This window comes from Bacteroidales bacterium (assembly GCA_021157585.1).
In the GTDB taxonomy this organism is placed as follows: Bacteria; Bacteroidota; Bacteroidia; order Bacteroidales; family UBA12170; genus UBA12170.
In genome coordinates this window covers 19,454-43,223 of the sequence record JAGGWH010000032.1, presented here as the reverse complement: position 1 = coordinate 43,223, position 23,770 = coordinate 19,454, and the positions used below count along the sequence as shown (strand labels likewise).

Genomic DNA, 23,770 nt, shown 5'->3' with positions numbered 1-23,770 from the left:
TATGATGAGGACGGCGATAAACGTGTTTTTTATAAGGAAGGACTTTTTGTGGGGTATCGTCATTTTGATAAAAATCCTGTAGAGCCACTTTTTCCATTTGGTTATGGACTATCTTATACAACGTTTGTATTTGATAATTTAAATTTAGAAAAAAGGGAGAATGGAATCCGCGTTTCTATAGAGGTAGCCAATTCCGGTAAGAAGGCTGGTGCTGAGGTGGTACAAGTGTATGTAAGTGATCTTGAGTCTTCAGTAGTTAGACCTGTTAAGGAATTAAAAGGTTTCGAAAAAGTATTTTTACAACCTGGAGAAAGTAAAACGGTAATTATCTCGTTGCCAGAAAATGCTTTTAAGTTTTACGATATAAATACAAAAAGTTGGGTTTTAGAAAAAGGTGAGTTTGAAATACTTGTTGGTAATTCTTCTACTAATATTCTACAAAAATCTAAAATTAATTTTTGATGATTCTATAAGAATAGAAGTTCTAAACTAAATTATTTATCAACAAACAAAACTAATATTTATGAAAATTAATAATCAAACTTTATGGGCATTTACGGTATCTCTTGCGGGCTTTTTATTTGGCTTTGATACTGTTGTTATTTCAGGTGCAAATCTCCCCATTAAAGAATTATGGGATACAACACCTTTATTTCATGGCATATTTATAATGTCCATGGCTTTATGGGGAACAGTCGTAGGTTCCCTTTTTGGAGGAATTCCCACCCAGAGAATAGGAAGAAAAAACACACTAATTTGGATTGGAATATTGTACTTTGTATCTGCAGTAGGATCAGGATTAGCAACAGATCCTTATATGTTTTCATTTTTTCGATTTATTGGTGGTTTAGGTGTTGGAGCTTCTACAGTGGCAGGTCCAGCTTATATTTCTGAGATATCTACTCCTAAGAATAGAGGGAAATTGGTTGCATTATACCAATTCAATTTGGTTTTAGGAATATTGATAGCTTTTATTTCAAATTACTTATTAGAAGGATTTGGAGGTAACAATGATTGGAGATGGATGATTGGTGTTGAAGCATTACCAGCAGCAATATACTTTTTTGCTATTTTAGGAGTTCCTAAAAGTCCAAGATGGCTTGTAGTTGTTAAAAAAGACATAAAAGGAGCCAGAGAAGTATTGATTAAAATGGGGGAAGAAGATCCAGAAAATGAACTACAGGAGATTATTGAATCTGAAAAGCAAAGTTTAAACGAAGGCCCTTTTTTTAAAAAATATAAAAAACCACTAGTTTTGGCATTTTTGATAGCTTTTTTCAATCAGTTGTCAGGAATTAATTTTGTGCTATACTATGCACCAGAAATTTTTAGTCTTTCAGGTTTAGGTTCAGAAGATTCGTTGTTTAATTCCATTGCTATTGGAGGAATTAACCTCATATTTACTTTTGTAGGATTGTATTTTATAGACAGAGCCGGTAGGAAACAATTGCTTATCATAGGGTCTATAGGCTATATTATTAGTCTTTCAATGATAGCACTTTCATTTTATGCAAACTTGGGAACAACAGTTTTAGTTGTATCAATGATGGCTTTTATTGCATCTCATGCCATTGGGCAGGGGGCAATTATTTGGGTGTTTATAGCTGAAATATTCCCAAATCATGTAAGAGCTTCTGGAACAGCTTTCGGAACGGGTACACATTGGGTGTTTGCGGCTTTAATTACACTTCTTGGACCTGTGGTTATTAGTATTTTTGAAGTGAATCCTTGGCCTATTTTTGCAATTTTTGCAGGAATGATGGTATTGCAGTTATTATTTGCCCTGTTTATGATGCCCGAAACCAAAGGAGAATCATTGGAAGATATTCAAAAAAAACTTGGTATTTAGGGTGTTTATTAAAATGTGAGTAACAAACTATTGAATAATAAAAATCTAAATTTTAATAATGAAAATTATTCTTGCACTAGATAGATATAAAGGTTCATTCATGGAAATTATATTTCGTGTTACTGTTGAAGAAAATATAAATGAAGGGTTAATTCAAACCAAAAAGTAAAAAATCTTATTTATGAATGTAGCACTTTGCCACTTTAGAGTAGGAGAAACTGACGGTGTTTCTTTAGAAATGGCTAAATGGAAAATTGCCCTTGAAAATTTAGGGCATAAAGTTATCTATATTGCAGGAAGTGAAGGAGCAAGTTCGGCCAAAATAATTCCTTCTTTGCATTATCAATATCCTTTAAATACGAAGATTGTTAATAATGCATATCGTAGTTTTCAAGATTATGATTCTGAAGAAAAACTCAAGGATGATATTTTGATTTTGGCCGATGAAATTGAACAGGATTTAGTTAACTGTATTAATGAGCATCAAATAGATGTTCTGGTGCCTAATAATATTTTGTCTTTAGGTTGGCATCTTTCAGCAGGTATTGCTTTTACAAAAGTGATTGAAAAAACAGGCATAAAAACCATTTGTCACCATCACGATTTTCATTGGGAAAGAGTTTTATATTCCAACCCAAAAGTTGATTTTATTAACGACTTATTGGTTCAATATTTTCCGCCAACTGATAAGCATATTTCACATGTTTGTATTAATAAAATTGCTAAGAATGAATTAAAAGAACGATTTAATATAGAAGCGAATGTTGTTCCTAATGTGTTTGATTTTTTAGAAAATAATCTCGTAAAAGATAATTACAACAACAATTTAAGAGAAGAGTTAAATGTAAAAAATGGAGATATTCTTTTTGTACAGGCTACACGTGTTGTTGAACGTAAAGGAATTGAATTAGCAATTGATGTTGTTGCTGAAGTAATTAAAAATAAAACCTTGTTATTAGATTCTAAACTATACAATGGTAAAGTTTTTAATAAAAAGAACAACATATATTTAGTTTTTGCTGGGAAAAATGAAAGTGCAAATTATTATACTAAATTATGTGAATATGCTAAGGTTAAAGGCGTTCCGATTCTTGATATTAGTAAGAGGGTTGACCACGAACGGAGCATTACTCATTTAAAACCATTTGAATATAGATGGCTGAAAAAACAATAAAAATGAGAGTGTTAATTGCCCCTGATAAATTTAAAGGTTCCTTATCTGCCGTGGAGGTTTGTAATGCAATTGAACGTGGAATTAAAAAATTTGATAGATCTATAGAAACTATTAAACATCCATTAGCAGATGGTGGAGAAGGTACTTTAGAAATTTTAAACACTCATTTTAAACTTTTAACTCATTCTGTTGTCGTTAAAGATCCATTATTTAATGAAATTTCTGCTTCCTATTTAAGTACTAAAAAAACAGCATTTATAGAAATGTCAAGTGCTTCAGGTTTACAATTATTAGAACCTCAACAACGAAATTGTTATTATACCACTACATTTGGAACAGGTCAATTAATTTTAGATGCAGTTCAAAAGGGATATAAAGAGATTGTTCTTTTTATTGGAGGTAGTGCAACGAATGACGCTGGAATAGGTATGGCTGAAGCTTTAGGTTATCAGTTTTTTGATGATCAAAATAACCGTTTATCACCTATTGGAAAAGAGCTAATTAACATTTCAAGAATTGAATACAAGCATTTATTTATCGTTTTAAACCAACTTAATTTTACTGTTGTTTGTGATGTTAAAAATTCGTTATATGGAAAAAATGGAGCTAGCTTTGTTTATGCAAAACAAAAAGGTGCTTCTGATCAAGAAATTGAACAACTTGATAAAGGATTAAAACATTTTAGTTTACAGGTTGAAAAATATTTAAATAAAAAAGTTGCGGCTGTTGAAGGAGCTGGAGCCGCTGGTGGCCTTGGCGCAGGCGCATTATGTTTTTTAAATGCTTCAATGAAATCTGGAATTCATTTTGTGATGGATCAAACCAATTTTCATCGACATTTTTTTAATAAAATAGATTTAATAATTACAGGTGAAGGAAGTGTGGATAAACAAACTCTGGATGGAAAAGTAGTAAAAGGAATTAGTGAAATTTCCAATCAATTTAATGTTCCCTTTTGCATCGTCTCTGGAATTGCAAAAGACAAAGAGCTTGTCATTCATTCATTAAAACCAATCGCCATTAATGCTATAATGGATCTCAATGTATCCTTTGATGACGCCATTCTAAATGCTGCAAAATATCTTGAAGAAATTGCCTTTGAAAGAATTAGAAGTTAATACTTTTACAATCTTAATTATTTCGATTTTATAAATAAATTAAGCATCATGAAATTATATCCGTTAAAATTCAATCCTGTATTTAGTTTGGAAAACCCGCTTAAGTTGACCACACTTTGCCGGATCAAATTGACCATGTTCGCTGGACTAAAGTGACCAAGTCGCGCTGGAGCAAACGGACTACCCTAAAAAGAATTTCATTAATCGTTATCGAATCCTATTTCCTATATCCTAATTTGTGATTTTTGTATATTTATTATGCTCATGCTCAATAGCTTAATCTCTTTAAACTGACCAATGTATTTTTCAGCAGTTTTATCTTTTATAAGTAAATTTGTTAAACTTACAGGGTAAAGTTCTGTTTAATTGTTCATACTTTAATAAAAGTGCAATATAGAGTATTTCAGCACGGTTCATTTCAACATATTTTGGTATTTCATATTGAAAAATGTGATCAATATCAGAATTGAGTATTTCTTATAGATTAGTTCCGCTTTGACCAATTAAATAATACTCGAAAAAATAATGATTAATTTCAATATGCTGCTGATGTAATTGTGTTTGCGTTGGAAATTTCTGGAAGTTAATATTGTAATCATATACTTCCATTTTTGGAGTACAGCTTTTACCAATTATTTTCTTTTCTCTATTTTTATAATTCCCTGAATAAGTAATGTTTAGATCTTTGGAATTGAGCAGAGTATGAATTTGTTTAAAATAGTTGTTAATAAGGGTATTAGAGTTGAGTTCTAGCATAAATATATGAGTTTTTGAAAAATCTTGGCAAATGTAGTAAAAGGAAGTAAATAGATAAGTAAAATAGACACCATTGAAAAACCCCAAAAAAAAGACCGATAACATTTCTGTTTCGGTCTTTATTGTGATCTGGCTGGGGCTCGAACCCAGGACCCTCTGCTTAAAAGGCAGATGCTCTACCTGCTGAGCTACCAAATCATTGCTGTTAAGCGGCTGCAAAAGTACATTTTATTTTTTAAAGCCAAAACTTTTATTTAAAATAATTACAGCTTTTCCCAAGTGTTGGTTTCTTTATTAAAACGTTTGATAACTCGGCATGGATTTCCTACGGCAACGGAATAGGGAGGTATACTCTTTGTTACAACACTTCCCGCTCCAATCTGGCAGCGTTTCCCGATGGTAACACCCGCCACAATAACCGAGTTTGCTCCAATATGGGCATCTTCTTCAATTATTACTCCTTTTAAATCCAAGGCTTGTGTGCTAGAGTTTTGGTTGCCATCTTTATAACCATGATTAAAACCTCCTATAAAAACATGCTGTCCTGTTCCACTACCATTTTTCATTGTTACAGGACCTATAATTACTGTCCCTATGCCAACTCTACATTTATCCCCAAGAATTACATCTCCGGCACCATTATTAATAGTGGTAAAGCTTTCTACTATTGTATCTGCTCCAACATCAAATTTATTGTAGGGAAACACATCAATACGTGATTGGCGACTTCTTACTAAACTATGTTTTCCGCGTTTATGAAAGAAAGGATTCACAAATAATCGTATCCACAAACGTGGTCGCGGTCTCCGTGGAGGGTGAATCATCCACATTACCAATTTTTTAATCTTAGGATCTGATTTTAATTTATCTTTTAAACTCATGCTATTTTTCTATCTGTCTTTTTTCAAAGGCCTCAATATATTTATAAATTTCTTTTACGTTATTTTCCCAACTATGACTCATGCCACATTTTGTTCTTTGCATTTGTAATTCTACAGAGTCTTCATCTAATGCCTTTTGTATTTCAATAATCCATTCTTCATGTGTAGTTGCAAGATAAGTATTTTCTTTGAAGTATTCCATTGCTTTGGTTGCTGTGGCAACAGTCGGTTTTCCCATTGCCAAATACTCGTCTATTTTACGAGGGTAATTTCCTATGGTAGCATCATTTATTAATTGAGGGTTCATACATACATCAAAACCTTTAATATAATTCGGTAAAATGGAAGAATCTCTGCTTCCTAAAAAGTGAACGTTCTCAAATTTATGTAAGTCAGAATTCTTAAAGTTATCATCTTCAGGACCAACTAAAACAATTTGCCATTCTTTTTTAGTTTTAGCTATATGAATGAGCAAGTCGATATCTAAACGGCGACTGGATAAAAAGCCTACGTAGCCAATAATAGGTTTTGCAATATTTTTTATGTCATCAGCAATAGCAATGCTGTTGTCCTTATCATTAAAAAGGCTCACATCGCAGCCTTGTCCAACCATATAGGAATGTTTGTTAAACTTGGCTCCGTATTCGGTATAGAGTGTGCTGTTGTTGACAACTACATCGGCTTTAGCTATTAATTTTGGCTCTAATCGTAGTCCGTGCTTACGCCAATATGGATTCTTGGTTAAATAGTCGCGCATATAGTAAACATAGGTTTTGGGTTTTAAAAGGCTCTTTAAATCTTGACCCAAAAACATCGAGCTATCGTTAAAAATTATAAAATCTTTAAATCCTAACCTATCAATAGCTGATTGGATATCATTAGCAAAAATTTTATTCCTTTTTTTATTGAAGATATCATATATAAAACCGTCGGGAATAGCATTAATAGATTCTACCATATGTTTAGGAAAGAGATTCCACATATTTTCTTTTATCTCTACCAAATCTTCTTCTAATCCTTTAGAAATTCTAATTCTTCTTTTAACTCTTTCGTCGTTTTTGTCTTTTTTCTTGGTATTTCTATCTAAAGGTGAATTAACATAAAGCACACGGTTAAATCGTGCCATTTCCTCTGCAATATTTTTGCAATTACTGCCTATTTCTATATCCCAAGGTTGAATACCTACAACAATAATATCTCTACCTACTATCATCTTATTATTTGTTTTGGTTTTTAATATCTTTAATGTTTGTTCCACTGCTGCTATGCTTTGTATGTAAAAATTGTTTGTTGGCTCCTTTTATTTTAAGTAACGATAAAAACATAAGAAAGAATCCTTTAGGGAGAAGCAGAATCGCTTTAAATGTTGTTAATGAGTAGAATTTTCTGGGAATAGAAAATAAAAAAGTGAGTACCACTATGGCAAATAACCCCATCCAGGCTATTGCTATTGGATTAGGGAAAAAGAAAAGGCTAATAATGAAAATAATACCCATAAATCCTAATAATAATATTCGTGGCGGAAGAAAAGTATGGAAAGCTTTATTAAAGTAGTCGATATTTCCTTTGGTAATAAAAGCAATAAAACTGGCTAAGAAAAAGCGTTTAAAATAAATCCACTGTGCACTTAGCCATCGGCGACGCTGATTTTGGAAAACTTCTGCTTTTTGAACCTTCTCATCGTAACAATATGCATCATGTACATATTCAATAGTAATGCCATCGCGGCACATTTTAAGGTCTATCTCTTTGTCGAATCCTCCAATAGCGTGTACATCTTTCATCATATTTTTAAAGAAACTGTATTCAAAAGCCATTCCGGAACCAATAATAGCAGAAGATACACCTAAAACACGAGCCCCTTTTCTAAAGATATGATTATTTATTTCTTCTGAAATTGCATCTAATACAGCAAATCCGGTATCTGCATTTTTGGCTACACGATGACCTTGAACAGCTTTATATCCCGCTTGAAATACTTGATTTATTTTGCTTGTAAAGTCTTCGGCGATAAGATTATCTGCATCTAAAATAAGTGCTACATCATAATCATCGCCTAATACTTCCATTGCCTTATTTAGTGCTTTTGATTTGGTGCTTTTTTCAAAAGATACTTCAATAACTTTAATGGGAAGTTCACGTAAAGCAGCTAAAGTTTCGGGTTTATAAGAATCGGCTATCGCGATAATATCAAACTTATCTTTAGGATAATTTTGTTCTAAAGCATCTTTACAGACTTCAACAATAATTTCATCTTCTTTATAGCCTGGAATCATAATGGCAAATTTCCGTTCTATATTATCTTTGGGAATTCGTCTTCTATGAGGTAATAATCCGGCAATAGCAAAAATGAAGATGTAAATGCTGGTGATGGCTATATAAGCATAAAATATCCAGTTAATAATTTCTAAAAGTGTAGTAATTATATTCATAGTATTACTTTATTTAGTTTTTAATTTTGGACTAAAATGTACTTTCTTAGCTCGGAAATTATAAATATTCCAAAGAATACCTATACTGTACGGACGGATAAATTTTGGACCTCCCTTAATAACATTTGTTACGGTATTTTTAGGTATAGCTATAAACATTTGATATAGTAAGGCTAATAAAAATGTGATGCCTGAAAAATTCCGTCGAAGATATAATATCCTGTTTCGTGTCATATAATAGGCTCGTAATGAGCTTATACGTCCACCTGTAGAGATAGATTCCTTATGATAAATGAGCGAATTATGCACATAAAATATTTTGTAACCGGCATTACGAATACGATGAGCCCAATCCAATTCTTCGTAATATAAAAAGAAAATATCTGCCATAAGTCCAACTTCTTTAATTACACTCATCGGAATCATCATAGCTGCTCCGTGACCATATGATGCTTCGGCATCAACTTCGTATTGCCCGGTATCTTTTTCTCCAAATCCTTTTGCACCTCCACGTTGTGTTATGGGATTAATTGGTTCGTAACCTACATATTGAAGTGTGTCGGGCTTATTGTAGAATCTTATTTTTGGACTAACAATACCAATTTTTGGGTCGCTTTCCATTTTTTCGACCAAAGGCTCTAAGAATCCTGCTTCAACCTCAGTATCGTTATTAAGCATTAGAATATATTTCCCTTTTGCTACATTAAACCCTAAATTATTACCTCCTGCAAAGCCTAAATTTTTATCGCTTTTAATATAAATAATATCAGGATACTCTTCTTTTACAATGTCGGGATTACCGTCAGGGCTTGCATTGTCAACGATTATGATTTCAATATTCGGATAAGAGATTTTTTTTAGTGACTTAATCATCTCTAAAGTAACCTCAGGATGGCCATATTGTACGGATACAACGGAAACTAGTGGTTTTTCTTTCATTAAATTGTTCTTTTGCATATGAATTAATTAATATAAAATTGGAATTCAAATGACGATTCTAAATTACAAAAAAAAAGTTCGGATGCAAATATTTATTTGTTTTCTTACAAAGAAAGCTTGTAGGTTAATGACAAGAGAGTAAAAAATTATATCATAGGATTGTCATGAATCTCTTTATTGAAAACATTCTTAATATTCCAAAGTATTCCAGACCAATATGCACCGGCGAGTTTCCATTTTCCTTTTAGTATAAAAATGATACTGTTTTTTCCAATTGCGACAACCAACTGATATAGTAGAGCGAATACAAATTCTATCCCGTGTATATTTCTGCGCATAAAAACAAGTCGGTTTCTTGTTAAATAATGAACTCTTAGGGCACTGTTTTTTCCTGTAGTAACAGATCCTTTATGATATACTAATGAGTTATGAACGTACATAATTTTATATCCGTATTTCCTAATTCTTAAACACCAATCTGCCTCTTCATAGTAGAGGAAGAATTCGTAACTCATCATACCAACTTTTTTAATCACTTCCATAGGTACCATCATAGCTGCTCCGTGAGTGTATGCCGTTTCTCTATCTTCGTCGTATTGTCCTGTATCTTTCTCGTTTTCTCCTATAGTTTTGTTACGTATAGTCCACTTATTTATTTCTGTATATCCTGCATACTGAAAAGTGTCTTTTTTGTAGAAATAGTGAATTTTTGGACTAATTGCACCGATTTTAGGATTATCCTGAAACTTTTTTACAAGGGGCTCAAGAAAGTGAGGTTCAACTATAGTATCGTTATTTAGCAACAAAATATATTCCCCACGGGCACGCATAATTCCCAAATTATTGCCTCCTGCAAAACCGTAATTCAGAACACTCTCTATTAAAATAATTCGAGGATATGTTTTTTTTATTATTTGAGGGCTTTCTTTAGTAGAGGCGTTGTCAACAACAATAATTTCTATATTTGGGTAAGTAATATTTGAAAGAGATTCTATCATCTCCATCGTTGTTTTAGCTTGGTTGTAGTTTACCGTAATAATAGAAATTAGAGGAAAAGAATTGAGAGTGCTATTGGGCATTTTTTATATTTTATGGTCAAATCTATGAAAAATGTAGAATCTTTTCCTATCTTTAACCCGCTTTATGCAACGAACATTATTACAAAAAAAGATTTAGATGAAAACCACCAACCTTTATGGAAGTTTTGATTTGAGTACCAATATTAACTCTAATTTAAATTTCGCAGCTGTCTCGAATAAGAATCATCCTTTTGTTTTAACGGATAACTTTCAGGAAGTTAGAATTGGTAATATCCTTTTGTTTTTTAGTGGCATAATATATAATCAAGAAGATTTGGATATTCATTATACTCCCAAAAAAAATGCAGATGCTAATCTTTTAATTCATTTATTTTTAAAACAAGGAGTAGAAGCTTTTGTAAAACTGAATGGTAAATTTTTAATCTTGATTTACAGGGAAGATGAATTTATTGCTGTTAGAGACAGATATGGCGAAGGACCTATGCTTTTCTTTACCAATCGTTATTTTACCAATCTTTTCGATCAAATATTTAATTTTAATGATTTTGAAGCTGTCCCAAATAGGGATGCAATAGCATCTTATTTGATGTATAGTTATATTCCTGCTCCACTAACTTCTTTAAATGGATTGCAAAAACTAGAAGGTGGTGGCATTTTAACTAAAAATAAGGAAGGTCTTAAATTAGGTAGCCTTTTTACTTACGAGGATTTTGTTTCCGGTAGAACAACTATGGACGAAACCGAGGCTCGGGAAGAGTATGAACGTTTATTTAAGCTTTCAATTCTCCGACGTATTAAAGGACAGGAAACCGTTGGAGCATTGCTTAGTGGAGGTTACGATTCCGGTGGAAATATTTCTATTTTGCCTGAGGTGTTCTCAGGAAAGATAAAAAGCTATTCTATTGGTTTTAAGGACAATCCCTTTTCGGAATTACCATATGCACGTATGATGGCGGAGCAGTTTGGCGCAGTACATAACGAATATTTGATGGATGGCTCCGAGTTGGAAGAGTTGCCTTTTTTGGTGAAAAATATGGGAGATCCGTTTTCTGAATCGGGATGGATGCTGAATAACTCTGCAATGAAATTAGTTCATGATAAAGAATTGCCTGTAGTTCTTGGGGGAGATGGTAGTGATCAGCTATTTACGGCTGCGCTTAAAGAGTTGGCTTATAAATATTTGTTGAAAAAACGTTATTTATCACCCTTACAAAATGTGTTCTCAGCTATATCAAAAAATTCCTTTTTCGAAAAAGATAATATTTTCTTTAGAGCGCGCTTCCATAACGATAAAATTCTTGGAATAATGCGTCCCGATCAATTTGGTTTTCAGGAATATCAGGTTAAGCAACTTTTAGGTGGTAAATCTTTTAAAGAGCATCCTGTTTTATCAGCTATTCCCGATAAATCCGGTTCTTTTGATGATTTATTTAATATTAGAAATTTTTATGTTGACATTAAGCAAAACTCAACAGAAGTAATTATTAATAAAGCTTCAAGAATTTCACAAATGTATGGAGTAAACCTTGCTTTTACCTATATTGATAAAGATGTTTTTGATTTTGTTAAATCACTTCCAAGAAATTTAAAAGTAAAAGGAAGTGTTGAGGATATTGCAAAGGGAAAAGGAGTCTCTAAATATTTGCTAAAAGCTTTGATAAAACCAAAACTTCCGGTAGAGGTGACTTCACGTAAAAAACAAGGAGGTTTTTCACCCTTAGAAATGTTCTTTTCCGATGGAAATAAACGTCAAAAAATTTACGATTATATAATCGGTAGCGATATTGCTACAGGATTTTTCGATAAATCATTCTTGAAGAATTTCTTTAAGGCTTATGAATCATCGGTAGCGGGAAATTACTGGTTCTGGTATAAGCAAACTATGGCTAACCGTATGATCAATCTTTTGGTTATGACACTTTGGTGGGATATTTTCTTGGTTAAGAAAGGAGGAGATAAGTTAAGTGATTTTATAGGATAGGTCTTTATTTACGGTGTGTCTTTAAGATATATACTGCAATGGTATTAATCCCTACGAGGGTTTCGCTCTAAGCGCAGCCCTCGTTATATCAAGCCAAATCCCTACGATGGTTTAGAACCCTCGGGATAATTAAGGGGTTTCCCTCATCTCGACAGAGCGTAGCGACGGAGAGATCTCACAATCCCATCATTTCTAATGGAGTGTAATGGGATGAGAAATCTGTTTGTATGCTGGTAGGGATTTCTCTCCGTCAGCCGACGGATTGAAATGAGGAGGGGTAGGGCGAGTTAAAGCCTTTGTTTTGTTATTTATAAACTAAGAGAGGAGTTTTTATAACATAGGTTTTTTGTACCTTTGGCAACCTAAAATTAATATTTATTTTTCCTGTTCCTTATAAAAAAATATATAGCCTTTAACTTTTATGACTGATTTTAAAATACAAACTGAACAATTTGCCGATATACGAATTTTACGTTACCAAGTTCCCGAATTTGAAAAGCTGAGTTTTGAAAAAAAACGTTTAGTTTATTTCTTATCTCAAGCGGCATTGTGGGGGCGTGATATTATTTATGATCAAAATTATAAATACAATTTACTTATTAGACATAATCTGGAGAATGTATATAAAACATATACCGGAAATCGCGAAAGCGAAACTTTTAAAGCCTTTGTTGTTTATCTAAAGCGTTTTTGGTTTTCTAACGGAATTCATCATCATTATGCTATGGATAAATTCTTTCCAACTTGTAGCAGGGAAGAGTTTAAGAAGTTGCTAATTAATTCAGATAAAGCTAATTATAAGTTTTTCGCCGAAGAAATATTTAACGATTTTATAGAAGAATTTACTAATCTTATCTTTGATCCTACGCTTGATGCAAAACGTTTAAGCTTAGATGCTGAAAACGATTTATTGCTTAATTCTGCCTGTAACTTTTATGAAAATATTAGTCAAGAAGAGGCGGAGGAATTTTATAATACTAAAAAAGTTCTGAATGCTAAAAAGCCAATTTCTCTTGGACTTAATTCTAAATTGGTAAAGGAAAACGGACAAATAAAAGAGTTAACTTATAAAATTGGAGAGCATTATTCTGCATCTATCGGGAAAATGGTTTTTTGGCTTGAAAAAGCAGTTCGCTTTGCGGAAAATGATAAACAAACAAAAGCTCTTCAGAAGTTGATTGATTTTTATAAAAGCGGAGAGCTTAAAGATTTCGACGATTATAGTCTTGCCTGGCTTCAGGACACAGAATCTTCAGTTGATATTATTCACGGATTTATAGAAACATATGGCGATCCTTTGGGCAGAAAAGCTACTTATGAGGCTTTGGTCTCTATTCGTGATGAAGAAGCTACTAAAAGAGCCGAAACTGTTAGTGGAAACGCTAATTGGTTTGAGCAAAATTCGAGTACTTTTCCAAAACATAAAAAAGAGAAAATAGAAGGTGTTACGGCAAAAGCAATATTTGCTGTTATGGAAGCGGGAGATTGTTCCCCATCAACACCAATTGGTGTTAATTTACCTAATGCAGATTGGATTCGTGCAGAATATGGCTCTAAATCGGTTTCTATCAGTAATATTATTGATGCTTATGATTTGGCTTCAAAAAATAGTGGAGTGGTAGAAGAGTTTGCCTTTTCGGAAGAAGAAGTTGAGCTCGATAAAAAATATGGCAGTTTGGCATCAAAACTTCATGTCGATCTTCACGAAATTATTGGTCATGGCTCAGGAAAAATAGAAGAGGGCGTTGCAGAGCCGGCAGTAACTCTTAAAAACTATGCTTCTACTATCGAAGAGGCTAGAGCCGATTTAGTAGCTCTTTATTTTGCTATGGATCAGAAACTTATTGATTTAGGTTTAATGACTGATAAAAATACAGGTGTTTGCGAATATAACTCCTTTATTCGCTCTTCTTTGCTAACACAGTTGGTAAGAGTAGAGTTGGGGAAGGATATTGAAGAATCGCATATGCGTAACCGACAATTGATTGCAAAATGGGTTTTTGAGAAGGGAAATGAAGAAAATGTAATCGAGCGAGTAAAAAAAGATGGGAAAACTTATTTTGTTATTCGCGATTATAAAAAGCTTAATATTCTTTTCGGAGAACTTTTAAAAGAAGTCCAACGTATTAAATCGACCGGCGATTACGAAGCCGCTAAAAATTTAGTTGAAAATTATGGCGTTAAGGTGGATGTAGAATTGCATAAAGAAGTTTTGTTACGCTGGGAGAAACTTAATATCGCCGCTTATGCCGGATTTATAAATCCACAATATTCGCCTATCTTTGACGAACATAAAATAGTTGATGTAGAAATAAATTATCCCGATGATTTTACTCAGCAGATGCTATATTATTCACAATATTATTCAAGCCTAATATAAATTTACTAATGTGACTTTTGACGATTTTGATTTACTTCCCGATTTAGCCGATTCTCTTTACGAAATGGGATTTGCAGAGCCGACTCCGGTACAGGAGGAGGGTATTCCTATTATTTTAGATGGATACGACCTGATGGCTTTTGCACAAACCGGAACGGGCAAAACAGCTGCCTTTCTTGTACCCATCATTAACCAAATTTTGGAACAACCCAAAACAGCCGGTGTAAAAGCAATGATTATTGCTCCAACACGCGAATTAGCACAACAAATAGAACAGCAGTTGCAAGGATTTTCTTATTATTCTGATTTAACCTCTTTGGCTATTTATGGAGGAGGAAGTGGAAGTAGTTGGGAGTATGAAAAGAAAGCTTTGACAGATGGAGCTGATTTTATTGTTGCAACTCCCGGTCGTTTGATTAGCCATCTGAATTTGGGCTATGTGGATTTGAAGAGTTTGAAGTATTTTGTTTTGGATGAAGCCGATAAAATGTTAGATATGGGCTTTTTGCCTGATATTTCGAGTATTATAAAAATGCTGCCAAAGAATAGGCAGAATATGATGTTCTCGGCAACAATGAATCCGAAAATTAAAACGTTAGCCATGAAAATACTCTCAAACCCAAAGGAAGTGAGTATCGCGATAGCAAAACCGGCCGAAAAAATTGTTCAAGCTGCTTATCTTGTAAATGATGATCAGAAAATTAAACTTTTAGAGAATTTATTAGAGGATAAGGCAGATAATAAACTTATTATCTTTAGTAGTAGAAAGGTGACAGTTAATGAAATTGTTAAACGACTACGTGCCAAAAATATCCCTGCTAAAGGAATTCACTCAGCTTACGAACAAAGTGAACGAGAGCAAATCTTACTGGATTTTAGAAATGGTAAGCATAAAATATTGATTGCTACCGATATTGTTTCACGCGGAATAGATATAGATGATATCGACCTAATTATTAATTTTGATATTCCACCCGAACCCGAAGATTATGTGCATCGTGTTGGTAGAACAGCAAGGGCAGAGCGAGAAGGCCTCGCTATTTCTCTTATTAATCAAGATGATGTTTTTAGGTTCAAACGAATAGAAAAGCTTATAGAAAAAGAAATCTTTAAGATTCCTTTACCGGAAGGTTTTAAACCCGGCCCGGAATATATTGTTACCAAGAAAACTTGGAATAAGAAGCCTCAAAAATACAATAAGAATAATAAGTTTAAGAAAAAAACAAGTAGAACATAAGCTATTCTTAAATAGTCTAAATAAATGCTCCTGTATTTATTTAGTAATTTTTAACAACTTGGGAAACTATATTCTTTTGGAAGTCTGCATTTGTTTTATTATATTTGCTAAAGTCTGAAAACAGAATAATCTGATATTTAGGCAGTTAATATTTGGAATAATAAATGAGACAATTAAAAATAAATAAATCTATAACCAATAGGGAAAATGCTTCTCTCGATAAATATTTAACGGATATTGGTCGTGAAGGTCTTATTGGTCCCGACGAAGAAGTAAGATTAGCCCAATTAATACGAGAGGGTGATCGTGTTGCCCTTAATAAATTAGTAAAAGCCAATTTGCGTTTTGTTGTATCTGTTGCTAAACAATACCAAAATCAAGGTTTGAGTTTGCCCGATTTAATTAACGAAGGCAATGTGGGTTTAATTAAAGCAGCCAGTCGTTTTGATGAAACCAGAGGCTTTAAATTTATTTCTTATGCCGTTTGGTGGATTCGTCAAGGAATTTTACAAGCTCTTGCGGAGCAATCAAGAATAGTTCGTTTGCCATTAAATCAAGTTGGATCTATTAATAAGATTAAGAAGACGATATCCAGATTGGAGCAAGAATTAAATAGAGCTCCTTTTATGGAAGAGGTAGCAGACGATTTGGAAACGCCTCAAAATAAGATAGATGCAGCTATGAGAATATCTAGCCGTTCAATATCTATTGATGCTCCAATTGCACCTGATGATGACACCACTATGGTTGATTTTATTACTTCTGATGAAGCTGCAAAAACTGACGACTCTCTTATGCGAGAGTCTTTGAATGCTGAGATTAAACGTTCTTTAGCTACACTTACCGAAAAGGAACGAGATGTAATAAATTTGTATTATGGAATTGGATTAAATCATGGGCTTACTTTAGATGAGATTGGCGATAAGTTTGATCTTACTCGCGAAAGAGTGCGTCAAATAAAAGAAAAAGCAATTAGGCGGTTAAAACACTCATCACGAAGTAAATTACTTAAGGTATATTTGGGTTAAGAACTTAAAGAGGCTAAGCCTCTTTTTTTATTTTTGATGAATGAGTCAATTCGATAAAAACCAAGAAAGAAATGATTTTATAAAAGCATTTTATTATCCCACGGTTTTTATAATTGTAATTTGGCTTATTAAGATAGTGGAAGTAGTATTTCACTTTTCTTTGTCAGCCGGAGGTATTTTACCGCGTAGTTTAATTCGTTTACCTGCAATTTTAAGTATGCCTTTCTTGCATGCTTCTTTTGCTCATTTATTTTCTAATTCTGTCCCAATCTTTGTTTTAGGTGGTTTTATTTTCTATTTCTATCGAGAAATTGCTTGGAAAGTAATTCTTTGGATATATGGTTTAAGTGGAATCTGGTTGTGGATAGGTGGAAGAGAAGCTATACATATTGGGGCAAGCGCTTTAGTTTATGGCTTCGTCGCTTTTTTATTTTTTAGTGGGATTTTTAGAAAAAATAGAACTTTAATGGTTGTTTCTCTTATAGTTACTTTTTTATACGGAAGTTTGGTTTGGGGCTTTTTCCCGGAGCTTTTTCCCAATGAAAATATAAGCTGGGAAGGTCATTTGTTTGGTTTTATTGCAGGTCTTTTAATGGCTGTATATTATCGGAATCAAGGTCCAAAAGCTCAAGTATATCATTGGGACGAAGATGATGAAGATGATGAAGATGATGAAGATGATGATGCATATTGGAAGACAAATATTCCGCCCGATAAAAATGGCTTAGATAAAAACGCTCGAGCTACACATTTCAGACGGAGATAAACTTAAAATCTTGTTAATATTCCTTTAAGAGAAGACCATAAAAAAACAAAAAAACTTTTTTACTTTGTAAGCCTGTTTAATACTTAAGAATGAAAATAGTATATCGTTATATTTTGGGTTTATTGGTTTTGCTTATGCTGTTTTCGGCTTGTGCAAATTTAAAAACTCACAGATGGTATAGATATACAGAAAATCGTATAGATATTCCTGAAAATTTTTGGCTCGCTGATTCGCAAAAAAAAATATTGTATAAGATTAATATTGAGGCTTTTCATCAAAAACAAAGTGGATTACTTATGGTAAAACAAGCTGATGAATCTTCTATTCGCTTGTTGATGGTAACGGAATTTGGCTTGAAAGTATTTGATGTTGAGTATTTTAAAGGAGATTCGCTAAGCCTTCATTATATTATGAAACATCTGGATAATCCGTATATTACAAATGCTTTATTTGATAATATGAAAGTGCTTTATCCCGGTATTTTAACGAATATCTCTGAGGAATTCCTTTATAATGAAAAGGAAAAAGAATTTATTTCTCGTTTGGAAAGTGGCAAGGAACAATGGGATTATTTTATGACTGAAGATCAGAAAATATACAAAATAGAGCGTTTGGAAAGTGGACGAAAAAGAGCTTTGATACAATTTGATAATCAAACGAAAGAAATCTTGATAAAGACAAAACATCCTTCAATTTCTATTCGATTAAAAAAAATTATTAATGCTGAAGAATGATTTTTATACTATAGCAAGGCTTGATCGGGTAAAAAATAAGCTGACTGGAATTTTCCAATTGAATATTTCACATTCGATTTTTCAAGGACATTTTCCGGATATTCCTGTTGTTCCGGGTGTAGTTTTAATACAAATGATTAAAGAAGTATTGGAAGAAGATTTTGCTTGTAAGTTGGTTTTGAAGGAAGCCAAGAATATAAAATTTCTTAATTTCATTAATCCCAAAGAAATTAATGAGTTGGATTTTGAAATTATAATAAAATCTAAGGAGTCTGAAACTATTAAGGTTCAGGCAATTATTGATTGTAAAAAAGTAAACTATTTTAAGATAAGTGCCAACTATAAACTAATAAAAGACTAATGCCGCTATTACAGAATCAGTTTGATACTCTTAAATGTTGTGTGCTTATTCCAACCTACAACAATGCCGGCAAATTGTCTGCTGTTTTAGATGATATTTTGAATTATACACTATCGATAGTTGTAATAAATGATGGTTCTACAGATAATACAGCCGAGATTTTAAATAAATATTCCCAATTAACAGTCGTCAGTTTTCCTACAAATAAAGGGAAAGGAAAAGCTATGCTTGCAGGTATGGCTAAAGCCGAAGAGATGGGGTTTAAATATGCTATAAGTATTGATTCTGATGGACAGCATTTGGCAAAAGACTTACATCTGTTTTTAGAAAAACTTGAGCAAGAATCCGATATAATGCTTGTTGGCGCTAGAAATATGGAATCAGATGGAATACCGGAAGGAAGTAGTTTTGGTCATAAGTTTTCTAATTTTTGGTATAAGTTAGAAACCGGTAATGCTTTGCCTGATACTCAATCCGGATATAGGTTATATCCTTTGAAAGAAATAAATTCCATGCGTTTTTATACTTCTCGCTATGAGTTTGAGATTGAAAGTTTGGTTAGACTTTCTTGGGCGGGAGTGAAGATAGATAGTGTTCCTATTGAAGTTCTTTATCCGGAAGATAGAATTACTCATTTTCGGAAATTTTGGGATTTTTTCAGAATAAGTATTCTCAATACTATTCTTGTTATTATTGCTCTTTTATGGATAAAACCACGCGATTTATTTCGAAGTATTAAAAAAGGAGATACGAAAAAAATCCTTAAAGAGCAGATTTTGCGGACTCAAGATAGTAACCTTAAAATGGCTGTTGCTATTGGCTTCGGTATTTTTATGGGTATTTTTCCCGTTTGGGGGTTTCAAATGTTATTGGCTGTATTTTTGGCTTCAATATTTCGTTTAAATAAAGTAATTGTTTTGGTAGCTGCAAATATTAGTATACCGCCGGTAATTCCTATATTGCTTTACCTTAGTTTTATAACGGGTGGATTGCTTTTAAATCAATCATCTCATATAAATTTTAGTCCGCAGTTCGACTTTGATAATGTTAAGAATGATCTGTTTCAATATTATCTTGGAGCTGTAGTTTTTGCAGGAATTGCAGGTGTATTGAGCGGAGTTGTTAGTTACTTTTTATTGATAGCTTTTAGGAAGGAAATAAATACAGAATTACCCTCAGGGGAAAGTAAATAATGATTAGAATTATGGAAAGGTTGTTTATAGGTCTTCATCATTTAATTCTTAAGTTTAAGTGGATTTTTATTGCTTTACTTGTAATTTTAATTGCTGTTACGGGCTTTTATGCAAGTCGTTTACAGCTTTCTGAAGATGTAAGTAAATTACTGCCTGAGAAAGATATGCCGACCAATTTAATAGAGAATTTGGAAGCTATTGATTTTGCCGATCGTATATTTTTTCATTTAGAGCTAAGCGACTCAACAGAAGTAAATCCTGAAATTCTTTTGCAAGCAGCCGATTCTCTAATTGCTAATTTACAAAAGGATGATAGTGGTTTAATAGCAGATATTCAATACAAAGTAAGTCCATCATCAATAGATCAGGTTTATAATTTCATTATTAATTATTTACCTTATTATTTAGAAGAGGGAGACTATTCTGTTATTGAAAAAATGATTCAGAAGAAGGTTTTGGAGACTAACTTCCGAAAGAAATACAAAAGCCTATTTTCTCCTGCTGCTATGTTTATGCGGAAAATGATTGCTCAGGATCCTGTTGGTCTTAGTATAGAACCATTAAAACGCTTACAGACATTTCAATTCGATAGCAATTTCGAACTTTATAAAGATGCAATTTTTACATCAGATAAAAAACATTTGATTTTTTATCTTAAACCCACTTATAAATCTTCTGATAGTAAGAATAATGGGCGATTAATTGAAAGTATAGAGCGTAAGGTAGAAAAGATTGAAAGAGATAAGGATTATATTCTGAGTATTCAGTATTTTGGAGCTCCGGCAGTTGCTTATGCTAATGCAAAACAAATCAAGCGCGATGTAATTCTTACCGTTGTTATTGCTGTTTTTGCAATAGTTTTATTAGTAGCTTTTTTCTATCGTAGAAAACGTTTGTTTGTTATTATATTTATTCCGGCAGCTTTAGCTGTTTTAACGGCAATGGCAATACTTTATTTACTAAAAGGAGAGGTCTCTGCAATTGCACTTGGGATGGGCTCAATTTTGGTAGGTATTAGTATTGATTATGTATTGCATATTTTTACTCATTCGCAAAATGGACATTCTGTAACAGATATTTTAAAAGATGTTACGTCTCCTATTTTAATAAGCTCACTTACAACAGCAGCCGCTTTTTTTGGACTCTTGTCTATTTCTTCCGGTGCATTGCGTGATATGGGACTTTTTGCCGGTATTAGTATTCTTTTTGCAGCTCTTTTTTCTCTGATTATAATCCCTTTGTTTTTACCGGAGACTGAGGGCTTACCTATTGAGAATAATAGTTTGAAGGATAAACTAAAGCCTTTATTTAATTTTCCTTTTCATAAAAAGCGATGGCTGATTATTTCAATTTTACTTATCACTCCTTTCTTCTATTATTTTTCCGGAAAAGTTCAGTTTGAGGGTGATCTGAATGCAATTAATTATATGTCGGAAAAGCTTAAAACGGCAGAAGCAAAACTAAATAGCATTAGCTCGGTTTCGCAACGAAATGTATTTCTGATAAGTCGTGCAACAAGTCTGGATTCTGCTTTGTATAATGCTGAAAAAATACAGCAAGTCTTAGATGGCTTTGTTGAAGATGACGGAATTGATTTAAAACATACAAGAATACAGTATTTGCTCCCTTCAGAAGGATTGCAAAAAAAACGTTTGGAACGTTGGCAGCATTTCTGGACTGCCGAAAGAATACAAACTCTTAAAAAAAATCTTGATGTAATCCGACAGCAATACGGATTTAAACCTAATACTTTTAACGATTTTGTAGAATCATTAAACAGGAAGTATTTTCCTATAACAGAAAAGGATAAGAACTTTATTCGTAAGCATTATTTAAATGAGTTAATAAAAGAAAATGAGAGCGGATATACTGTTTTAACTCAAATAAAAGTTTCTAATAAGCAAAAAATACAACTACATGATGCATTAAGAAAATCTGAATTTTCTAATACTGTTATGGATAAGGAGTATTTGGCAACACGATTTATGGATGCTCTTAGAGCTGATTTCAACTTACTTGTAATTGTAAGTATGCTATTGGTTTTCTTAATTATCCTTATTGCTTTTGGACGTATAGAATTGGCCTTAATTACCTATTTGCCTATGATAATAAGTTGGATATGGACATTAGGTATTATGGCTATTTTTGGACTCTCTTTTAATATTGTGAATATTGTTATTTCAACTTTAATATTTGGTTTGGGTATTGATTATAGTATATTTATAACCAGAGGTTTAATGAAAGAATATTCTGATGGAAAGAATGTGTTATTATCCTTTAAAACTTCCATTTTCTTTTCTTCCTTGACTACAATATTAGGTATTGGTGTATTAATATTCGCAGAACATCCTGCTCTTAAGTCAATGGCTTTGGTAACTGTTGTGGGACTTTTTTCCGTTTTGTTAAATGCGTTTACAATTCAGCCTTGGCTTTTCTCTTTTTTGGTAAATACAAAAGGGAAGAAACGTGTTTTACCCATGACTTTAGGAAATATATTTGGTTCAATAATCGCTTTTATTTTCTTTTTGTTAGGCACTATTGTAAGTACAATCTCAGGTTTTATATTGCTAAAGCTAATTCCCGGGCGACGTGAAAACCTACGCTTATTATTTCATCGAATTTTACAATTCAGTAGTAAGGCAATGGTTTATGTTATGTTTTATGTCCCTAAAAAAGTAATAGGATACGATAAAGAAAAATTTGACAAGCCTGCCGTAATTATTAGTAATCATCAATCGCATATTGATATTGTATTGCTTTTAATGCTTTATCCCAAGATGATATTGCTGACTAACGATTGGGTGCAGCGAAATCCTTTTTATGGGGTCTTGGTTAGAATGGCACATTTTTATCCTGTACTCGACCGTTTGGAAGATAATCTTCCTTTAATTAAACGAAAAGTAGAGCAGGGATATTCGGTAATGGTATTTCCTGAAGGATCACGTTCCGAGAACTCAAAAATTAGGCGTTTTCATAAAGGCGCGTTTTATATAGCAGAGAAATTACAATTAGATATTCTGCCGGTTTTGTTACACGGTGTTGGCGATTGTATTACAAAAGGTGAAAATTTTTTGAAAAGTGGACATATAACCGTAAAAATATTAGATAGAATAAAAATTAACGATTCTAATTTTACTCAAAACTATGCCCAGCGCTCAAAAGAATTCCGCCAATTCTATATTCGAGAATTTGATATTTTGAAGCAGAAGCAAGAAAGTCCAAAGTATTTTCGTACTAAATTAATTAATAATTATATTTATAAAGGTCCTGTTTTGGAGTGGTATGCTCGAATAAAAACTCGCTTTGATAATAATTATGAATTATTTGATAAGCTGATTCCTCGAGATGCTAAAATTATTGATTTAGGCTGTGGATATGGTTTTATGGATTATATGCTTTATTTCTTATCAGAAAAACGGCAAATTATCGGAGTGGATTATGATGAAGACAAAATTAGAATTGCACAGAATGTCCATGAGAGTACCTATTCTACAGAAGATCAGATTCGTTTTGAAGTAGGGGATGTTTCGACCTTTGTGTTTGAAGAAGCCGATGTTTTTGTGCTGAGTGATGTATTACATTATTTACCTTTTGAAGAGCAGGATTTGCTTTTAGATAGATGTATTTCAAAACTCAATGCCGGAGGACGGATTATTATTCGTGATGCTGATAGTCAACATAAAAAGCATAAAGGTACACGTTTCTCAGAGTGGCAATCCACTAAGCTTATAGGTTTTAATAAAACCGCTACCACAGACAAACAACTTTTCTTTACATCAAAAAAACGATTAGAAGCCTTCTTTATTTCTCGTAATTATAATTTTGAAGTTATTGATAAAACAAGGCTTAACTCTAACTTAATTTATATTGCCAGAAAAGCTTAGGCATAAAAAAAGAGGAG

19 protein-coding genes and 1 tRNA gene are annotated in these 23,770 nt (G+C 32.8%); 13 read left to right on the top strand and 7 right to left on the bottom strand.

Annotated features, from left to right (window positions below):
* The 4 genes from J7K39_01760 to J7K39_01745 form a co-directional block, all read left to right on the top strand.
* The coding region (locus J7K39_01760; GenBank protein ID MCD6178605.1) for a fibronectin type III-like domain-contianing protein at nt 1-462 on the top strand (462 nt) is incomplete at its 5' end.
* A 61-nt stretch (nt 463-523) separates the two neighbouring features.
* A complete protein-coding gene (locus J7K39_01755; GenBank protein MCD6178604.1) occupies nt 524-1,849 on the top strand; it encodes a sugar porter family MFS transporter in 1,326 nt (441 codons plus the stop codon).
* Nucleotides 1,850-2,030: 181 nt separating this feature from the next.
* Nucleotides 2,031-3,023, top strand: a complete 993-nt coding sequence (locus tag J7K39_01750) for a hypothetical protein (protein MCD6178603.1) — start codon at nt 2,031-2,033, stop codon at nt 3,021-3,023.
* Nucleotides 3,005-4,141: a glycerate kinase gene (locus J7K39_01745; protein ID MCD6178602.1), complete on the top strand. Its 1,137-nt coding sequence runs from the start codon at nt 3,005-3,007 to the stop codon at nt 4,139-4,141. Before J7K39_01750 ends, J7K39_01745 begins: the two co-directional genes overlap by 19 nt.
* 477 nt (nt 4,142-4,618) lie before the next feature.
* Here the strand turns inward: J7K39_01745 and J7K39_01740 are convergent, their stop codons facing one another.
* From J7K39_01740 to J7K39_01710, 7 genes are all read right to left on the bottom strand, one after another.
* Nucleotides 4,619-4,897: a hypothetical protein gene (locus J7K39_01740; GenBank protein ID MCD6178601.1), complete on the bottom strand. Its 279-nt coding sequence runs from the start codon at nt 4,895-4,897 to the stop codon at nt 4,619-4,621.
* 125 nt (nt 4,898-5,022) lie between these two features.
* A tRNA-Lys gene (locus J7K39_01735) sits at nt 5,023-5,095 on the bottom strand.
* A gap of 65 nt (nt 5,096-5,160) precedes the next feature.
* Nucleotides 5,161-5,778: an acyltransferase gene (locus J7K39_01730; GenBank protein ID MCD6178600.1), complete on the bottom strand. Its 618-nt coding sequence runs from the start codon at nt 5,776-5,778 to the stop codon at nt 5,161-5,163.
* A 1-nt stretch (nt 5,779) separates the two neighbouring features.
* Nucleotides 5,780-6,991, bottom strand: a complete 1,212-nt coding sequence (locus J7K39_01725) for a glycosyltransferase (GenBank protein ID MCD6178599.1) — start codon at nt 6,989-6,991, stop codon at nt 5,780-5,782.
* Nucleotides 6,992-6,995: 4 nt separating this feature from the next.
* Nucleotides 6,996-8,210 (bottom strand): glycosyltransferase, encoded by a 1,215-nt coding sequence (locus J7K39_01720; protein ID MCD6178598.1) that lies wholly within the window; start codon nt 8,208-8,210, stop codon nt 6,996-6,998.
* 9 nt (nt 8,211-8,219) lie between these two features.
* A complete protein-coding gene (locus J7K39_01715; protein ID MCD6178597.1) occupies nt 8,220-9,167 on the bottom strand; it encodes a glycosyltransferase family 2 protein in 948 nt (315 codons plus the stop codon).
* A 128-nt stretch (nt 9,168-9,295) separates the two neighbouring features.
* Nucleotides 9,296-10,228, bottom strand: coding sequence for a glycosyltransferase family 2 protein (locus tag J7K39_01710; protein MCD6178596.1), 933 nt, complete (start codon nt 10,226-10,228; stop codon nt 9,296-9,298).
* A gap of 97 nt (nt 10,229-10,325) precedes the next feature.
* Here J7K39_01710 and J7K39_01705 point away from each other — a divergent pair, with 97 nt between their 5' ends.
* The 9 genes from J7K39_01705 (at nt 10,326) to J7K39_01665 (ending at nt 23,753) form a co-directional block, all read left to right on the top strand.
* Nucleotides 10,326-12,170, top strand: a complete 1,845-nt coding sequence (locus J7K39_01705; GenBank protein ID MCD6178595.1) for a hypothetical protein — start codon at nt 10,326-10,328, stop codon at nt 12,168-12,170.
* A gap of 421 nt (nt 12,171-12,591) precedes the next feature.
* Nucleotides 12,592-14,550, top strand: coding sequence for a dihydrofolate reductase (locus J7K39_01700; protein ID MCD6178594.1), 1,959 nt, complete (start codon nt 12,592-12,594; stop codon nt 14,548-14,550).
* 64 nt (nt 14,551-14,614) lie between these two features.
* Nucleotides 14,615-15,787, top strand: coding sequence for a DEAD/DEAH box helicase (locus tag J7K39_01695; GenBank protein ID MCD6178593.1), 1,173 nt, complete (start codon nt 14,615-14,617; stop codon nt 15,785-15,787).
* A 164-nt stretch (nt 15,788-15,951) separates the two neighbouring features.
* The gene (locus J7K39_01690) at nt 15,952-16,815 is read left to right on the top strand and encodes an RNA polymerase sigma factor RpoD/SigA (protein ID MCD6178592.1); all 864 of its coding nucleotides are present in this window, start codon (nt 15,952-15,954) and stop codon (nt 16,813-16,815) included.
* A 40-nt stretch (nt 16,816-16,855) separates the two neighbouring features.
* Nucleotides 16,856-17,581: a rhomboid family intramembrane serine protease gene (locus tag J7K39_01685; protein ID MCD6178591.1), complete on the top strand. Its 726-nt coding sequence runs from the start codon at nt 16,856-16,858 to the stop codon at nt 17,579-17,581.
* An 89-nt stretch (nt 17,582-17,670) separates the two neighbouring features.
* Nucleotides 17,671-18,315, top strand: coding sequence for a hypothetical protein (locus tag J7K39_01680; protein MCD6178590.1), 645 nt, complete (start codon nt 17,671-17,673; stop codon nt 18,313-18,315).
* Nucleotides 18,302-18,676 carry a hypothetical protein gene (locus J7K39_01675; protein MCD6178589.1) on the top strand — a complete coding sequence of 125 codons (375 nt, stop codon included), beginning with the start codon at nt 18,302-18,304 and terminating at the stop codon, nt 18,674-18,676. Before J7K39_01680 ends, J7K39_01675 begins: the two co-directional genes overlap by 14 nt.
* Nucleotides 18,676-19,869, top strand: coding sequence for a DUF2062 domain-containing protein (locus J7K39_01670; protein MCD6178588.1), 1,194 nt, complete (start codon nt 18,676-18,678; stop codon nt 19,867-19,869). The genes J7K39_01675 and J7K39_01670 overlap by 1 nt, the downstream gene beginning before the upstream one ends.
* Nucleotides 19,869-23,753, top strand: a complete 3,885-nt coding sequence (locus J7K39_01665) for an MMPL family transporter (protein MCD6178587.1) — start codon at nt 19,869-19,871, stop codon at nt 23,751-23,753. Before J7K39_01670 ends, J7K39_01665 begins: the two co-directional genes overlap by 1 nt.
* Nucleotides 23,754-23,770: the final 17 nt, after the last annotated feature.

Coding starts and splice junctions, on each gene's coding strand:
- J7K39_01755 (MCD6178604.1), top strand. CDS start 524: ATGAAAATTAATAATCAAACTTTATGGGCATTTACGGTATCTCTTGCG.
- J7K39_01750 (MCD6178603.1), top strand. CDS start 2,031: ATGAATGTAGCACTTTGCCACTTTAGAGTAGGAGAAACTGACGGTGTT.
- J7K39_01745 (MCD6178602.1), top strand. CDS start 3,005: ATGGCTGAAAAAACAATAAAAATGAGAGTGTTAATTGCCCCTGATAAA.
- J7K39_01740 (MCD6178601.1), bottom strand. CDS start 4,897: ATGCTAGAACTCAACTCTAATACCCTTATTAACAACTATTTTAAACAA.
- J7K39_01730 (MCD6178600.1), bottom strand. CDS start 5,778: ATGAGTTTAAAAGATAAATTAAAATCAGATCCTAAGATTAAAAAATTG.
- J7K39_01725 (MCD6178599.1), bottom strand. CDS start 6,991: ATGATAGTAGGTAGAGATATTATTGTTGTAGGTATTCAACCTTGGGAT.
- J7K39_01720 (MCD6178598.1), bottom strand. CDS start 8,210: ATGAATATAATTACTACACTTTTAGAAATTATTAACTGGATATTTTAT.
- J7K39_01715 (MCD6178597.1), bottom strand. CDS start 9,167: ATGCAAAAGAACAATTTAATGAAAGAAAAACCACTAGTTTCCGTTGTA.
- J7K39_01710 (MCD6178596.1), bottom strand. CDS start 10,228: ATGCCCAATAGCACTCTCAATTCTTTTCCTCTAATTTCTATTATTACG.
- J7K39_01705 (MCD6178595.1), top strand. CDS start 10,326: ATGAAAACCACCAACCTTTATGGAAGTTTTGATTTGAGTACCAATATT.
- J7K39_01700 (MCD6178594.1), top strand. CDS start 12,592: ATGACTGATTTTAAAATACAAACTGAACAATTTGCCGATATACGAATT.
- J7K39_01695 (MCD6178593.1), top strand. CDS start 14,615: ATGGGATTTGCAGAGCCGACTCCGGTACAGGAGGAGGGTATTCCTATT.
- J7K39_01690 (MCD6178592.1), top strand. CDS start 15,952: ATGAGACAATTAAAAATAAATAAATCTATAACCAATAGGGAAAATGCT.
- J7K39_01685 (MCD6178591.1), top strand. CDS start 16,856: ATGAGTCAATTCGATAAAAACCAAGAAAGAAATGATTTTATAAAAGCA.
- J7K39_01680 (MCD6178590.1), top strand. CDS start 17,671: ATGAAAATAGTATATCGTTATATTTTGGGTTTATTGGTTTTGCTTATG.
- J7K39_01675 (MCD6178589.1), top strand. CDS start 18,302: ATGCTGAAGAATGATTTTTATACTATAGCAAGGCTTGATCGGGTAAAA.
- J7K39_01670 (MCD6178588.1), top strand. CDS start 18,676: ATGCCGCTATTACAGAATCAGTTTGATACTCTTAAATGTTGTGTGCTT.
- J7K39_01665 (MCD6178587.1), top strand. CDS start 19,869: ATGATTAGAATTATGGAAAGGTTGTTTATAGGTCTTCATCATTTAATT.